The organism is Acidobacteriota bacterium, assembly GCA_016712445.1.
In the GTDB taxonomy this organism is placed as follows: domain Bacteria; phylum Pseudomonadota; class Alphaproteobacteria; order Caulobacterales; family Hyphomonadaceae; genus Hyphomonas.
Genome location: JADJRB010000001.1, coordinates 1276604 through 1291503, shown reverse-complemented (window position 1 = coordinate 1291503; position 14900 = coordinate 1276604). Strand labels below are relative to the sequence as shown.

General features: G+C 67.0%; 14 protein-coding genes. 3 read left to right on the top strand and 11 right to left on the bottom strand.

What is annotated here, in order from left to right:
* Positions 1–66 precede the first annotated feature (66 nt).
* Positions 67–417 (top strand): phosphoribosyl-ATP diphosphatase, encoded by a 351-nt coding sequence (gene hisE / locus IPK75_06720; GenBank protein ID MBK8198046.1) that lies wholly within the window; start codon positions 67–69, stop codon positions 415–417.
* 5 nt (positions 418–422) lie between these two features.
* Here the strand turns inward: hisE and IPK75_06715 are convergent, their stop codons facing one another.
* The 8 genes from IPK75_06715 to rpmB form a co-directional block, all read right to left on the bottom strand.
* Complete coding sequence (locus IPK75_06715; GenBank protein ID MBK8198045.1) at positions 423–989, bottom strand: hypothetical protein; 567 nt, start codon at positions 987–989, stop codon at positions 423–425.
* A gap of 149 nt (positions 990–1138) precedes the next feature.
* Entirely contained in the window at positions 1139–1828 is a 690-nt protein-coding gene (locus IPK75_06710; protein ID MBK8198044.1) for a transcriptional regulator, read from the bottom strand.
* Positions 1829–1950: 122 nt separating this feature from the next.
* Entirely contained in the window at positions 1951–3942 is a 1992-nt protein-coding gene (gene cobT, locus IPK75_06705) for a cobaltochelatase subunit CobT (GenBank protein MBK8198043.1), read from the bottom strand.
* The gene (locus tag IPK75_06700) at positions 3943–4614 is read right to left on the bottom strand and encodes a dienelactone hydrolase family protein (GenBank protein MBK8198042.1); all 672 of its coding nucleotides are present in this window, start codon (positions 4612–4614) and stop codon (positions 3943–3945) included.
* A gap of 20 nt (positions 4615–4634) precedes the next feature.
* Positions 4635–5618, bottom strand: a complete 984-nt coding sequence (gene cobS / locus IPK75_06695; protein ID MBK8198041.1) for a cobaltochelatase subunit CobS — start codon at positions 5616–5618, stop codon at positions 4635–4637.
* 99 nt (positions 5619–5717) lie between these two features.
* On the bottom strand, positions 5718–6551 hold the full coding sequence (locus IPK75_06690) for a class I SAM-dependent methyltransferase (protein ID MBK8198040.1): 834 nt from the start codon (positions 6549–6551) through the stop codon (positions 5718–5720).
* A 38-nt stretch (positions 6552–6589) separates the two neighbouring features.
* Positions 6590–8263, bottom strand: coding sequence for an amidohydrolase (locus IPK75_06685; protein MBK8198039.1), 1674 nt, complete (start codon positions 8261–8263; stop codon positions 6590–6592).
* A 247-nt stretch (positions 8264–8510) separates the two neighbouring features.
* Positions 8511–8798 carry a 50S ribosomal protein L28 gene (gene rpmB / locus IPK75_06680; GenBank protein ID MBK8198038.1) on the bottom strand — a complete coding sequence of 96 codons (288 nt, stop codon included), beginning with the start codon at positions 8796–8798 and terminating at the stop codon, positions 8511–8513.
* Between the two features lie 257 nt (positions 8799–9055).
* Between rpmB and IPK75_06675 the strand changes: the two genes are divergently transcribed.
* Positions 9056–9952: a DUF3108 domain-containing protein gene (locus IPK75_06675; GenBank protein ID MBK8198037.1), complete on the top strand. Its 897-nt coding sequence runs from the start codon at positions 9056–9058 to the stop codon at positions 9950–9952.
* Between the two features lies 1 nt (position 9953).
* Here IPK75_06675 and IPK75_06670 read toward each other — a convergent pair whose 3' ends face one another.
* Together IPK75_06670 and IPK75_06665 are read right to left on the bottom strand one after the other, a co-directional pair.
* The gene (locus IPK75_06670) at positions 9954–11120 is read right to left on the bottom strand and encodes an AI-2E family transporter (protein MBK8198036.1); all 1167 of its coding nucleotides are present in this window, start codon (positions 11118–11120) and stop codon (positions 9954–9956) included.
* Between the two features lie 128 nt (positions 11121–11248).
* A complete protein-coding gene (locus IPK75_06665) occupies positions 11249–12268 on the bottom strand; it encodes an RluA family pseudouridine synthase (protein ID MBK8198035.1) in 1020 nt (339 codons plus the stop codon).
* A gap of 91 nt (positions 12269–12359) precedes the next feature.
* On the opposite strand from IPK75_06665, the gene IPK75_06660 reads away from it, so the two are divergent.
* Complete coding sequence (locus tag IPK75_06660) at positions 12360–14051, top strand: alkaline phosphatase D family protein (protein MBK8198034.1); 1692 nt, start codon at positions 12360–12362, stop codon at positions 14049–14051.
* Here IPK75_06660 and IPK75_06655 read toward each other — a convergent pair.
* Positions 14048–14806: an SDR family oxidoreductase gene (locus IPK75_06655; GenBank protein ID MBK8198033.1), complete on the bottom strand. Its 759-nt coding sequence runs from the start codon at positions 14804–14806 to the stop codon at positions 14048–14050. The two genes, IPK75_06660 and IPK75_06655, sit on opposite strands and share 4 nt — an antisense overlap.
* Between the last annotated feature and the right edge of the window lie 94 nt (positions 14807–14900).

Sequence of the window (14900 nt, the reverse complement as noted above, 5' to 3'; positions counted from 1 at the left end):
CGTCAAGCGTTGGCGCGTGACGCCCGGCGGCGGGAGCGCTATGACGCCGCGAGAAGGAGACGCCCGATGACCGACCTTGCCTCCCCTGCCCGCCTTGGCGCCGCGCTGGCGCACCTTGCGCAAACCATCGACGCGCGCGCCGCAGACGGCGATGCCGGCAAGAGCTGGACGGCAAAACTGCTGGCAAAGGGGCCGGATGCCTGCGCGGCGAAAGTGGCGGAGGAAGGCGGCGAGCTGGCCGAGGCCGTGCGGCGCGAGAGCGACGAGCGGGTCGCGAGCGAGGCGGCGGATGTGCTCTACCATGTGTTCGTGGCGCTCCGGTCGCGCGGCGTGAGCCTTGATGATGTGGCGGCGGCGCTGGAAGCCCGGCAAGGCACCAGCGGGATTGACGAGAAGGCGGGGCGGCCGAAATCCTGACCGGGTCATGACGTATCAATCCCCGCCCAGGCTTCCGGGCGGGCGGCCGCGTCGAGGCGGATGAGCAGCACATCGACCGCCGGATGGATGCGGCGGATGACGTGCCAGGGGACAGGAAGTTCGCGCAAGGCCTCGCCGGTGAACCGGCGCAGGCGACGCGCAAGGCGCAGCGCATGCGGCGCCGGATTGGCCATCACCTCGGCGAGGCGCTGGACGGCCTCAAGCAGGAGGGCAAGTTGCATCTCCGCGTCGTCCTCCCCGGCACTGGCGCAGCTGCGGCGCGCGGGGCGCTCGATGACAGGAAAACGGTAGCGGCCTGCGCCGGGGCCGCCTTGCCTTTGATCCGGAATGTCCGGAAGCGGAGGAAGCGGTGGCGCAGGCGGCAGGCGGAGGGCCGCGGCAAGCACATGGAGGTAGCGGCGCACCATCGCCGTCAGCGCCGCTAGCTGCGCGCGGGCATCGAGCGCGATGTGCCGGAACGTCTCCGGCCGCGCGGCGCGCAGCAGCCCCCGCAGAGCGAGGATCAGGTTCGCAATCGGATACCAGAAATGGGGACAGGGCCGTTCGGTCATCAGCGGCGCAGTCTACGCCCGGCGCGGACCCTGCCGGATTGGCGGGGCCTGATTATTATTCATCGCCTTGTCTGTGAACGGAATTATCTGCGAGCGCCCATCCGTACTTGTTGCGTTCGCCCGATCGAGCACAACCTGCCGGGCCCGGATCAGTTGCCCGCTATCTGGACGCGGGGCGAAGCCGCGAAGGCGCCCGGGCGAAGCCAGGCCGTGATGTTGCGCAGCAGGGCCGGATCACCCTGCACATTCATCTCGCCGGTGCGCAGCACGTCCTTGAACGTCTTGTCGCCCATCCAGACCTCGTACATCGTACGGACGGTGCAGTTGAAATAGACATCCACATCCCGGCCCGGCGGCGTGACGCACAGGTCGACCTGGTCGTCCTTCACGAGCAGCCAGAAATCCTTCTGGGCCTCAAGGTCGGAGAACCTGAACCGGATGACGCTCTCGTCGCCGATCAGCTTGGACGGATCGATGCTGCGCTCCATGTAGAGCATCAGCAGCTCCACATCGAAATCCGCATCCAGCATCGTCTCCCTGGTCCAGATGATGCCCCATTCGCCGATCGCGATCAGCACCGGGAGCAGCGATTGGCAGGCGGCGGTCGGGTGGTATTCGAAGCCTTTCTGGCCGGGGATCTTGCGCCTCACCAACATGCCTTGCTCTTCAAGTGACTTCAGCCGCGTGGTGAGCAAGGCGGGTGAAATGTCGCCGAGACCGCGCTGCAGCGCGCTGAACCGGCGCCCGCCCATCAGCAGTTCCCGGATGATCAGGATGGTCCACTTCTCGCCGAGAATTTCGGCGGCCGACGAGATCGGGCAATACTGGCCGTATTTCATGGCGCGTGTTCCTCCGAGAAGGGACTCCTAACACGGATTCCGGACTTTGTAGCGGGGCGCGGCGGACACGCCCTGACGCGCTCGGACCTTCGACTTCGATCAGGACGAGCTTGTTGGGCGCGCTACTTCTTCCCCGGCGGCTTCACGGCTTGGAGCGTCGTGGTTTTCACGTCGCGGCCGAGGGTGGTTTTCTTGCCGTAGCTGGGGGCGCCCGAGGCGGCGCCTGAGACGGCGCCGCGCGTGGTGCGCTCCGTGAGCGGAGGGATGGCCATGGCGGCGGGGTTCGGCGGGTGCTCGTCGAAGAGCGAGGCGAGCTGTTCGGTCATCGCGCCGCCGAGCTGTTCGGCGTCGACGATGGTGACGGCGCGCTTGTAATAGCGCGTGACGTCGTGGCCGATGCCGATGGCGATGAGTTCGACGGGCGAGCGGTTCTCGATCTCGTCGATGACCTGGCGCAGGTGGCGCTCGAGATAGTTGCCGATGTTGACGTTGAGCGTCGAGTCGTCGACCGGCGCGCCGTCGGAAATGACCATCAGGATCTTGCGCTGTTCGGGCCGGCCGAGCATGCGGTCGTGCGCCCAGAGGAGGGCTTCGCCGTCGATGTTTTCCTTCAGCAGGCCCTCGCGCATCATCAGGCCGAGATTGCGGCGCGCGCGGCGCCACGGCATGTCGGCAGCCTTGTAGATGATGTGGCGGATGTCGTTGAGGCGGCCCGGCGCGTTCGGCTTGCCGGCCTTGACCCAGTCCTCGCGGCTGAGGCCGCCCTTCCAGGCCTTGGTGGTGAAGCCGAGGATCTCGGTCTTCACGGCGCAGCGCTCCAGCGTGCGGGCGAGAATGTCCGCACACAGAGCGGCGACCATGATCGGGCGGCCGCGCATGGAGCCGGAATTGTCGAGCAGCAGCGTCACGACCGTGTCGCGGAACTTGGTGTCGTCTTCCTGCTTGAAGGAGAGCGGCGCGGTGGGGTCCGTGATGACGCGGGTGAGGCGCGCGGTGTCGAGCACGCCTTCTTCAAGGTCGAACGACCAGGAGCGGTTCTGCTGGGCCATCAGGCGGCGCTGCAGCTTGTTGGCGAGCTTGGCGACGGCGCCCTGCAGGCCCTGCAGCTGGTGGTCGAGATAGGCGCGCAGGCGCGTCAGCTCCTCCGCATCGCACAGGTCCGGCGCATTGGCCGTCTCGTCATGGGCGCGGGTGAAGACGTTGTAGACGAAGCGGTCGCGCTCGTCGCCCGGCTGGAAGTTCGGGCGCAGCGGCTTGGTGCCGTCTTCGTCCTCGTCGGGCGAATCGTCGGCGTCGAAGTCTGCATCCTGATCGACCGAGACGTTGGCTTCCTCGCCGTCGATCTCTTCGCTTTCGCCCGCTTCCATCTGCTCGGAGGAGGCGCCCATCTGTTCTTCCGTGGACGTATCGTCCTCGGAGGTCTGGGATTCGTTGTCCTGCTGCTGCTCGCTGTCTTCCTGCTGGTCGGTCTCGACATCCTCGCCGGGCACATCGGAAGCCGTCAGGTCGCGGATGATCGAGCGGATGGTCTTGGCGAACCGGGCCTGGTCGTGCAGCTGGTCAGCCATGCCATCGATGGCCTTGCCGGCGCGCGTCTCGACCTTCTCGCGCCAGACATCGGCGACGCGGCGGGCGCTTTCGGGCAGCGCGCGGCCGGTGAGCTTTTCGCGCAGCAGGAATTCGAGGGCGGGCGCGAGGATGGCCTCGGGGTCTTCCGCGCCATTGCCGAAATTGGTCGACCGGCAGCGGAAATCGAGCGCGGCTTCGAGGTTGCCTGCGGTGCCCTGCATGGCGTTGGCGCCGAGGCTTTCGATCCGGGCCGTCTCGGCGCCTTCGTAGACGCGGCGGGCAAGCTCGCCCTGCGGGCGGTTGGAATTGTGGGCGGCGGGATCGTGGTGGGCGCGGCGCAGGGCCATCGCATCGGCCTCGCCGCGGATGCGGGCGGCCAGTTCCGGCGCGATCTCGACCGGCGGCGGGCGCAGGACGATGCGGTCGCCATGGTCGCCGGAGTCGGCGCCGAAACCGATCTCGAGGTCGCGCTCGGCGCTCATCGCCTTCGTGGTCGCGGCGAGCGCGGCCTTGAAGAGATCCTGCGGGGTGGTGTCCTTGGCCATCTAGCGGATGAAGGCCTGCGCGAAGAGGTCCATCGTGCGGTCCCAGGCGAGCTTGTCGGCGGCGGCGTCATAGTCGTGCGAGCCGGCGCGGGCGAAGCCGTGGCCCGCTTCATAGACGTAGGTCGGCACGTCGGGGCGCGCCTTCGCGAAGGCGTCGACGCCGTCCATCGGGATGAAGCCGTCGCGGCGGCCAAAGTGCACGATGGCCGGACAGCGCGGCTCCAGCCCCTTCGAGGCGGGCACGAGACTGCCATAATAGCAGGACGCGGCGGTCAGGCCGTCGAGGTTGCAGGCGGCGAGGTAGGCCATCGAGCCGCCATAGCAGTAGCCAGAGACGAAGACAGGGCCTTCAAGCGCGGCGATGCAGGCGGCGATGTCGTTCATCGCGTTGTCGAGCCCGTTGGCGCGGGCATGACCGCCGCCGGCGCCGATGGCTTCGGCGTCGTGGCCCTCGCGGACGAAGCCCTTCTCCTGCCGGTCGAACATCGACGGGGCGATCACTTCGAAGCCGGCCCTGGCAAACTTGCGGGCCGCGTCTGCCATGTAGGTGTTAAGGCCGAAGATTTCCTGGATCAGGACGAGGCCGCCCTTGCGGGCGCCTTCGGCTTCGACATGCAGCGCGGTGAACGTGAAGCCGTCGGCGGCCGTCAGCTCCATCATTTTCTCAGACATCGATCCCTCCTTCAGGGAGATCAGGCGACCTTCACCATGAGCGCGCTTTCCGGCAGTTCGGTGCCGAAGCAGCGCTGGTACATCTCGGCGACGAGGGGGCGTTCGAGTTCGTCGCACTTGTTGAGGAAGGTCATGCGGAAAGCGTGGCCGAGGTCGCCGAAGATGGCGAAGTTCTCGGCCCAGGTGATGACGGTACGCGGGCTCATCACGGTGGAGAGGTCTCCGGCCATGAAGGCGTTGCGCGTGAGGTCGGCGAGCGTGACCATCTTGGCGAGGGTTGCTTCGTCGGTGCCGGTGGCCTTCGACTTGACGATCTCGACCTCGGCATCGTGGGCGAGATAGTTCAGCGTGGTGACGATCGACCAGCGGTCCATCTGGCCCTGGTTCAGCTGCTGGGTGCCGTGATAGAGGCCGGTCGTATCGCCGAGACCGACCGTGTTGGTGGTCGAGAACAGGCGGAAATACGGGTTCGGCGCGATCACGCGGTTCTGGTCGAGCAGGGTCAGCTTGCCCGAGGCCTCGAGCACGCGCTGGATGACGAACATCACGTCCGGACGGCCGGCGTCATATTCGTCGAACACGATGGCGACGGGGCGCTGCAGGGCCCAGGGCAGGATGCCTTCGCGGAATTCGGTGATCTGCTTGCCGTCCTTGAGGACGATGGCGTCCTTGCCGACCATGTCGATCCGGCTGACATGGCTGTCGAGGTTGACCCGGATCATCGGCCAGTTGAGGCGCGCGGCGACCTGCTCGATATGGGTCGACTTGCCGGTGCCGTGATAGCCCTGCACCATGACGCGGCGGTTGTGCTCGAAGCCCGCGAGGATGGCGAGCGTGGTCTGCGGATCGAACCGGTAGGCGGGGTCGATCTCCGGCACGTACTCGGTGCGGGTCTTGAAGCCGTGCACGACCATGGCCGTGTCGAGGCCGAACAGCTTCTTCAGGTTCAGCTTTTCGGTGGGCTTCAGGCCTTCGAGCGTATCGGTGGAGGTCATTGCAGTCATGGGGTCGCGCGTCTCGCAAAGGGAGGAGTGTAGTCAGTTAGGGGTTCTAGCACGGGATGGGCCCGCGCCTAGTGCGACGCAGCGTAAAGGCCGCGCCGTTCAGTTCTTGCGGAAGATCAGCAAGGCCTGGCTGGTATGACCACGGATTTCGGGATCGAACACGTTTTTCGAGCCGTCATCCTCGGGCCGCAGCAGGAGGTCCGAACTGGTTTCCAGCCCGAACCCGGCCGCTTCGGCATATTGCTGGATGATTGCCGGATCGATCCGGTGCGTTTCGCCGCCAGTGGAGGGCGGAGAACCGGCCGGGGCCACGTGGTCGATGACGACGAACTGGCCGCCGGGTTTCAGGACCCGGGCGATCTCGGCATACACGGCGGTCGGTTCGCCGAACACGTCCGTGGCGCCTTCCGGCGAGCCGTCGGGCACGTACCAGAGTTCGTGCGGCCCCTGGAACCAGGTGACGATGTCGACCGATCCGTCCTCAAGGCCGAAGGCATCGAAGTTCGATTTGACATAGGTGACGTTAGTGAGCCGGCCGTCGATGCGCTTGGAGACGGTGTCACCGAGGAAAGCATCGAAGCCCGCCGGGTTCTGCATGTAGACGGTGCCTTCGGGGCCGACCGCGCGCGACAGGATTTCCGTATAGTAGCCGCCGCCGGCCTCGATCTCGAGGATCTTGTCGCCGGGCTGCGGCGTGAACAGGGCGAGGACGGCGGACGGGTGGCGGTTGACGTCGGCCACGATGTCCGCATCCGGACGATCCGGCGTGTCGACAAACACGGAATAGTCGATGGCGGCGCGCTTCTCGGCGGGCGCGGCTTCCGGCGCGGTCACGAGGGCGGTTTCAGCCTCGGGCGCTGCGGGGGTCGAGCAGCAGGCGGAAACAAGCGCGAATGCAATGGCGGCAGCGCCGCCCTTCAGGATCGTTTTCATGGGATACTCCCTCCCTCACCTGCCGGCCCGCGCCCTGTTCAGGGCGTTTCGGACTCGCGGCGCCAGACAACCTGGCCGCCTATCACCGTCATGACCGGCTGAGCATCGAGGATGTCACCTTCAGGCACGGTCATCAAGTCTCGGTCGAAGACCGTGAAGTCGGCCAGCTTGCCGGGTTCGATGGTGCCAAGGACGTCCTCCTGGAAGGCGGCATAGGCGGGGCCGGAGGTGAACAGGGCGAGGGCCTGCTGGCGGGTCAACGCCTCTTCCGGGTGCCAGCCCTCCCCGCTGAAGCCTTTCAGGTCCTTGCGGGCGACGGCGGCATAGAACTCGATCAGCGGCGAGCCGACTTCGACGGGCGCATCGGAGCCGCCGGCAAGGTGTGCGCCGGAGGCGATGAGGCTCGCCCAGGCATAGGCGCCGCGCAGCCGGTCGAGCCCGAGGCGTGCGGGGGCGAAGTGCAGGTCGCCGATGGCATGGCTCGGTTGCATCGAGGCGATCAGGCCGAGCGCCCCGACGCGGGCAATGTCTTCCGGGGCCAGCACCTGCGTATGTTCGATACGCCAGCGCAGATCCGGGCCGTAGCCGAGTTCCTCGAACGTATCGAGGATGCGGCGGTTGGCGAGATCGCCGATGGCATGGATGGCGAGCTGGACGTGCTTTTCCTTCGCATCCATCATCAGGTTGTGCAGCGCCTCCGGCTCAAGCAGGGCGAGGCCGCTGGTTTCCGGACGATCCGCATACGGCTTGATCAAAAGGGCGCCGCGGCTGCCGAGGGCGCCGTCCATGTAGAGCTTTACGGCGCGGTTGGTGATCGTGTCGGTCTCGAACTTGCGCTGCTCGGCGATATCGAAGCCGCGTTCGTCGAAAGCGTTGTAGATGCGCAGCGGGAGCTTGCCCTCATTGTCGAGCGCTTCGAGGAGCGGGGCATGGAGATGTTCCACGCTCATGTTGTGGACGCCGGTCCAGCCGCGGGCGGCATAGGTTTTCGCGCCGACTTCGAAGGCGCGGCGCACATCGTCGTCGCTGGGCTCCGTGATCAACTGGGTCAGCGGATACATCGCATTGTCGAGCACGATACCGGTGGCGAGATTGTCCGGGCCGCGTTCGACCTTGCCGCCTTCGGGGTCGCCGCTGATATAATAGATATTCGCCGCCAGCAGGGCCGCCTTGTTGGCGACAACGGCGTGGCCATCGGAGCGGCCCAGGATGACCGGGTTGTCCGGACTGACGGGATCAAGGTCGGCCGCAAGCGGCATGCGCCCTTCCGGCCAGCCGGTTTCGATCCAGCCACGCCCATAGAGGACCTCGCCGGGCGCCATGTCCTTCAGTTCGGCTTCGACGCGCGCGACGAGCTCGGCGACCGAGGCGGTGCCTTCTAGGTTGAGCGTCAGCTCGCGCTGGCCGATGCCGAGCGGGTGGGCATGCGCGTCGGTGAAGCCCGGATACATGAACGCGCCGCCGAGATCGACGAGATGGATCTCGCTGTCATCGTCGCCCCAGTCGGCGGACATGGGCGGGATGGTCGCGAGGATCGTGCCGTCGGGATTGACGACGACGCCGGTGACCGTCGCGGGGTCTTCGAGGCCGGTATAGATCGTGCCGTTGGTGAAGACGGTAACGCGGTTGTCTTCAGCCGGCGCGGTCGTGGAAGGCTCAGGCTGGACACAGGCGGCGAGGATGAGGGCGGCGGCGAAGGCGGCAAGGCGCATGGGAAGTCTCCTCTGTCCGATCCCTCTCTCATGCTTTGCGGGAGCCTGCAAAAACAGAGTGAGCCCACGCCTACCGCGTCATCCGGCGAAAGCCTGGATCCAGCGGGATCGCGATCGCTGACATTTCTGGGTCCCGGCTTCCGCCGGGATGACAAGAAAGAGAGGTCGCTCCCGGCCCATTGCGCCCCGGAAACGCAAAATGCCGGGCGCAGGCCCGGCATTTCGAGGTTTCAACAGCCGTGAAGGCTCAGGCGGCGACGGCTTTCTTGGCGATGTCGCGCTTGATTTTCAGGGCCTTGTCGGAGAGGGCATCGTCCTTCGCCTTGGCGAGGAAGGCATCGAGGCCGCCGAGCTTGTCGACCGTGCGCAGGGCCTTGGCGGCGATGCGCAGGCGGAAGTTCTGGTCGAGCGCTTCCGAGTGCAGCGTAACCTGCACGAGATTCGGCAGGTAGCGGCGCTTGGTCTTGATCTGGGAGTGGCTGACGATATGGCCGACCATCGGCTTCGTGCCAGTAAGTTCACATTCGCGGGACATGGGCCTCGCTCCGGGTAAAAGGGGCATGTTTGATCTGAAGGCGCGCTCCTACAGGCAGGGGGCGCCTCCTGTCAACCGGGGCGATTCAGGCACTGTGGCTGGCGGGCTGACTGTCACGGCCTGTCATCTTATGTCAGTGGGCGAAACGGGGCGAATGAGGCATGTATGCGGCAGAGCCGTTCAGGCCTTGTTGGGATGGGGCGATGTAAGAACCGGGCCAGATTGCCCGCCCGACCGCAAAAGGATCCTTTGACCCGATGAAGCGCAGCCTTCCCCTCGCCGCCGCCGCCTCGCTCGCCTTCCTGGGTGCCTCGACCGCCCAGACCGCGCCGACCCCGGCCGCGCCGCCCGCCGTGCTGGCCAGCATCAAGGCCGGCGCCCCGACGCGCATGATCTATGAGCTCGATGCCAAGGCGATGGTGTTCATCATCCCCGCCACGGGCCGGGCCTCGTTTACGGTGGACCTGAAACCAGACACCTACACCATGAAGTCGCGCGTGCGCACGACCGGGCTGGCGGACGTGTTCGTCAATTATGACATGTCGCTCAGCGCCGCCGGCTATGTCCGCGAAGGCGGCCTGAAGACGGCGCAGTACATTTCGCAGAACCGCGACGGCAAGAAAAACCGCCGGGTCGAGCTGAACATGACGGATACCGGTTTCGACATGACCGCCAATCCGAAGTTCGGCAACCTTGGCGACCCCGCCGCCACGCAGGCGCAGGCGATCCTCGCCAACGACCCGATCACGGCGCTGATCACCTTCGCGCTGGAGCCGCGCGCCAAGGGCGCCGATGCCTGCGGCGGGCCGATCAAGGTGTTCGACGGGCGCCAGCTGACCTACCTGCACCTGAAGCGGTCGGGCACCGGCACCGTGAAAGTGAAGACCAATGGCTGGTCCGGCCAGGCGATCGAGTGCCATGTGACGATGGACAAGATTGCCGGCTACAAGAAGGGCGAGTCGAACAATGACACGCTGACCGGCATCGATGGCCCCCTGAAGATGTTCCTCGCGCCGCTGGAAAACGGCGCCTATGTGCCGGTTAAGATCGTCGCGGACACCGACAAGGTGGGCAAGGTGACGCTGACGGCCCGGTCGCTGCGGTTCGAGCCGCTGGTGACGGCGGCCGCAACCACCACCGGCAAGGGCGGCTGACCTACCTGGCCTCCGGCGGCGCGGCAGCCGGAGGCTTCTTCGCCCTGAACACGAAGCTGAGGATACGCTGGTCGCGGGTCGACATGTCGTCGCGCGCGGCGAGGAAGGTGCCGAGCCGGCTCATGCCGGGCACATGGTCCGAGATCACCTTCAGCGACAGCAGGATCGGGGTGGCCAGCAGCATGCCCATGAATGACCAGAGCCAGGCCCACACCGCGAAGGAGACGAACACCACGACGGCATTCATCTGCAGGCGGCGGCCGAGCAGGATGGGGGTCGCGATCTGGCCCTCAAGCGTGTTGATCACCCAGTAGATGAAGGTCGGCGCGAGGGCGGCGAAGGGCGAGTCGAGGACGACGAGGCCGGTGACGAACATGATCGCGAAGCCGGCGAGCGGGCCGAGATAGGGGATGAAGTTCAGCAGGAAGGCTGCCACCGCGAACAGGACGGGATCCGGCAGGCCGAACGCCCAGGCCGTGAGGCCGACCAGCACGGCGACGACGGCATTGATGACCGAGATCGTGAACAGGTAGTTCGACAGCTGCTCCTCGATGTCGCGCGCAATCTGCAGGGCGCGGCGCTTGTCCTTGAAGGTCGGCATGATCTGCACGAGCTTTTCGTAGAACAGGTCGCCGGACGCGATAAGGAAGAAGGCGAGCGTCAGGGTGATGATGATTTCCCCGAACACCGCCGGGGTGGCTTTCGCCGCGAGCGACATCATGCCCGGCTGACGGATCAGCACCGCCTCCTCCGCCTGGTCGCCGGTCATTTCGGAGATCTTTTCGGTGGCATCGAGCACCGGCTGCACGGAGCCGAGCAGTTGGCGCACCTCGCGCTCTGCCCGCTCCATCAGCTCCGGTGCATTCTCGATCCGGGAGGCAAGCGTGCCGGACGCCGCATAGATGAGCGCCGCGAGCAGGCCGAGGCCGACGATGAAGATCAGGCTGGCGGCGAATACGGGCGGGATGCCGAGGAAGCCGAGGGCGCGGCGGACCGGGCTGAACACGAGCGCCAGCATCAGCGCCGTGACCAGCGGCACGAACAGGCCCTGCGCGACGGACAGCGCCCCGAATGCCATGATGAGGAAAATGCCGATGAGGGCCCAGTTCGACGGGCTCAGGTCCGCATCTGGCGGCTTGCCCGGGAGGGCTGGATCGCCGCTGGGCATGGTGGCCTCCTGCCGCGCGCAGTTCTCCGTCTCGCCGGCGTTTGTAGACAACCCGCGAAACGGGCGCCGGTTCCGGCAGGTTGCTATTTTTTTGCGGACCGGCCGGGGACCCGTCGTGCCGGCTAGGTTCAGACGCTGGCGGGCAGGCCTTTCAGCGCCGCGATCAGCGCCGCCATGTCCGGAGGGACTGGCACTTCAAAGCGAAGTGTCTCGCCAGTGACCGGGTGGACGAAGCCAAGGACAGCAGCGTGCAGGGCCTGCCGGTCCATGGCTTTGACCGCGGCCAGTGCCGCCGCGTGGGCCGGGCCAGAACCGAGGGCGGTGAGACCCATCTGGCGGCCATAGACGGGGTCGCCCAGCACCGGCACCCCGATATGCGCGAGGTGGACGCGGATCTGGTGGGTGCGCCCGGTCTCGAGGCGGCACTCGATCAGCGCGGCCGCCGGCGAGCGGGTCTGCTTGTCGCGCACACCATAGGTGGCGGTGACGCGGTAGTGGGTGACGGCCCGGCGGGCGGACGGGCTGTCCGGATTGCGGTGGACCGACATCTTCTTGCGGTCGCCGACCGAGCGGGCGATCGCGGCATCGACGGTCCCGGCCAGCGGGCGCGGGGCGCCGCGGGTGACGGCGAGATACATCCGGTCGATGTCGTGATGCTCGAAGAGAGCCGCCAGGCCGACATGCGCTGCCTCGGTCTTGGCGGCAACCATGACGCCGCTGGTCAGCTTGTCGAGCCGGTGGACGATGCCGGGCCGTTCGACCCCGTTGATGCCGGACAGCTGCCCCTTGCAGTGATGCAGCAGCGCATTGACCAGCGTGCCGGTTTCGCTGCCCGGCGCCGGGTGGACGGCCATGCCAGGCGGCTTGTTGAGGATGATGAGGTCGCTGTCTTCGAACACGATGTCGAGCGGGATGTCTTCCGGCTCCGGTTGGGCAGCGACCGGGGCCGGCAAGGCGACGGCATAGGTGCTGCCAGCCCGGACCGGCGCGCGGGGGCTGGTTTCGGCGGCGCCATCGACCTCGACGGCGCCTTCCTCGATCAGGGCCTTGGCTCGCGAGCGCGACAGCTCCCCCGCCCTTGCGGCGAGGAAGGCATCGAGGCGCTGGCCTGCGTCTTCGGGGGCGGCGACAATTTCAATCCGGCTCATCGCGGCGCTTATAGACGAGGGTTGCGGCCTGCGTCATGCTGGCTTCACATCGCCGGTTCATAAGGCGGCACGCATTCGGGGAGACAGCGGCATGACACAGGTAACACGGCGCGGACTGCTGGGCGGCGCCGCCCTCGGGACAATCGGGCTGGCGGCCTGTGCGACCAAGCCCGCAGCGCGGCCGGCATTTGAAGGCGACGTAGGCTTCCTGCACGGCGTGGCGTCCGGCGATCCGCTGCCTGACCGGGTGATCCTGTGGACCCGGGTGACGCCGGTGACCGGCTCTGGGCCGGTGCCGGTTGACTGGGAAATCTCTGCAGAGGGCGCTTCGAACCCCGTGGCAAGCGGCACCTTCGAAACATCCGAGGCGCGCGACCATACGGTGAAGGTCGACGTGGCGGGCCTGTCGCCAGCGACCCGCTACCGGTTCCGGTTCTCGGTGCGCACGGCCAGCGGCACCGTTTCCTCGCCTGAAGGCCGGACGCGGACGACTTCGGCCGACGGCGACGCCGCAGTGAAGCTGGGGGTCGTGTCCTGCGCCAACTGGCAGTTCGGCCTGTTCACGGTCTATGACGCGCTGGCGAAGGAGGACGGCCTCGATGCCGTCGTGCATCTCGGCGACTACATGTACGAGTACGGCGTGGACGGGTATGGCGGCGATGTCGCCCAGAAGCTCGGCCGGCCGCATGATCCGCCTACGGAGGTCCTGTCGCTTGCGGATTATCGCCGCCGGCATGCTCAGTACAAGACCGATCCCGCCCTGCAGGCGGCGCATGCCGCAGCGCCCTGGATCTGCACCTGGGACGACCATGAGAGCGCCAACGATTCCTATCGCACCGGCGCCGAGAACCACAATCCCGACCAGGGCGAAGGCGAATGGAGCGAGCGCAAGATGCGCGCGCTGCAGGCCTATTTCGAATGGATGCCGATCCGCGAGCCGAAGCCCGGTGAGGTAACCTCAGCCGTGTGGCGTACCTTCCGGTTCGGCAATGTGGCGACGGTGCATGCGCTCGACTCGCGCCTCACCGGCCGGTCGCAGCCGCTGGACTGGGGCGCGGCGCTGGCGGGGGCTGCCTCGCAGGAGGATATGGCCGCGAAGATTCAGGCGACGCTGCAGACCGTCGCCGATCCGTCCCGCACGATGCTGGGCGCCGAGCAGGAGGCCTGGCTGGCGGGCGAGTTTGCCGCCTCGGTGCAATCCGGCGCGAGCTGGCAGGTGCTGGCCAACCAGGTCGTGATGGCGCGGGTGAAACTGCCCGACTTCACCAAGCTGATGACGCCGGAGCAAGTGGCGGCGCAAGACGTGCCGCAGGTGATCGAGACCTTGCCGTTCACCGCGCTGGGCCTGCCCTGGAACCTCGACGCCTGGGACGGCTACCCGGCGGCGCGCGAGCGCCTCTACGCCAGCGCGGCCGCCGCGGGCGCGCGCCTCGTGACGCTCGCAGGTGACACGCATACGGCGTATGCGAACAATCTCTACGATGCCGGCGGCGCTCTGCGCGGCGTCGAGTTTGCCTGCACGTCAGTCTCGTCGCCGGGCATGGGCAGCTATGTGAAAGCGATGCCGGACCTTGGCGAGCAGATCGCCGCCGTGAACGACGAAGTCGTCTGGCACGACGCGTTCAGCCATGGCTACACGCTGGTGACGCTGACGCGCGAGGCGGCGGTGGGCACATACCGGACCGTGTCGACGATCTACTCGCCCGATTACACCGCCGCGACGGTAGCGGCTTATTCGGCGAACTTCGATAAGTCCGGCGTCACGCCGCTGGCGCCCGCCTAGTCGATCAGGCCCGAAAGGGTCGAGCGGCCGCCGTCGAGCACGAGGCTCTGGCCGGTGAGATAGGCGGCCTGCGGGGAGGCGATGTAGCGGGCGGCTTCGGCGATCTCGTCCGCCTGCGCGGCGCGCCCCAGCGGTACGCGGCGGGCGGTCCAGGTTTCCGAACGTTCCTCACGCGGACGGATCGCGATGATCGCGTTGACGCGAATGGCATGCTCGGCAAGCTCCAGCGCGCCGGCTTTCATCACGCCGAGGATGGCGCTTTGTCCGACGCTTTCGGTGAACCGGCCGGGCATCGAGGCAATCGCGGCATAGCCGAGCACGAAGGTGACCGTGCCCTTCTGCGGGATGCGCTCGGCGCCGGCCTGGGGCAGGTCTTCCTGCTCGATCAGGCTCTCGGCGATGACGCGCAGGGCGAGCGCGGCGCCGCGGGCCGAGCGGGCGAGCGCCTTCTCGAACTTCTCCTGCGTGAAGTCGAGCAAGTGGTCGCCTTCCTCGATTTCCGGTATGATCACCGCATTGTCGATACGCCCGAAGGCCTCGATGGCGGCGGTGATGGCGTTACGCAGGCCGAGCCGCGAATGCAGCTCGCCGTGATAGGTGGCAACATCATCGTCGAGCGCATCGCGCGCCGAGTCGAGGCGCTCGTCGGACGGATCGGCGACCAGTACGCGGTGGCCCGCCTCCTGGAAGGTGCGCGCGACGGCGTCGCCGACCTCGCGGCCGAGGCCGAGAACAAGGGTTACAGGCTCACCCATTTGCGCAGCAGGAGCTGTGCAGCGCGCTGCGCGGGGTCGAAACTGGATTCATAAGCCCATTCTCCGGTCGGACGACGCCAGCAGGCGTTTACCG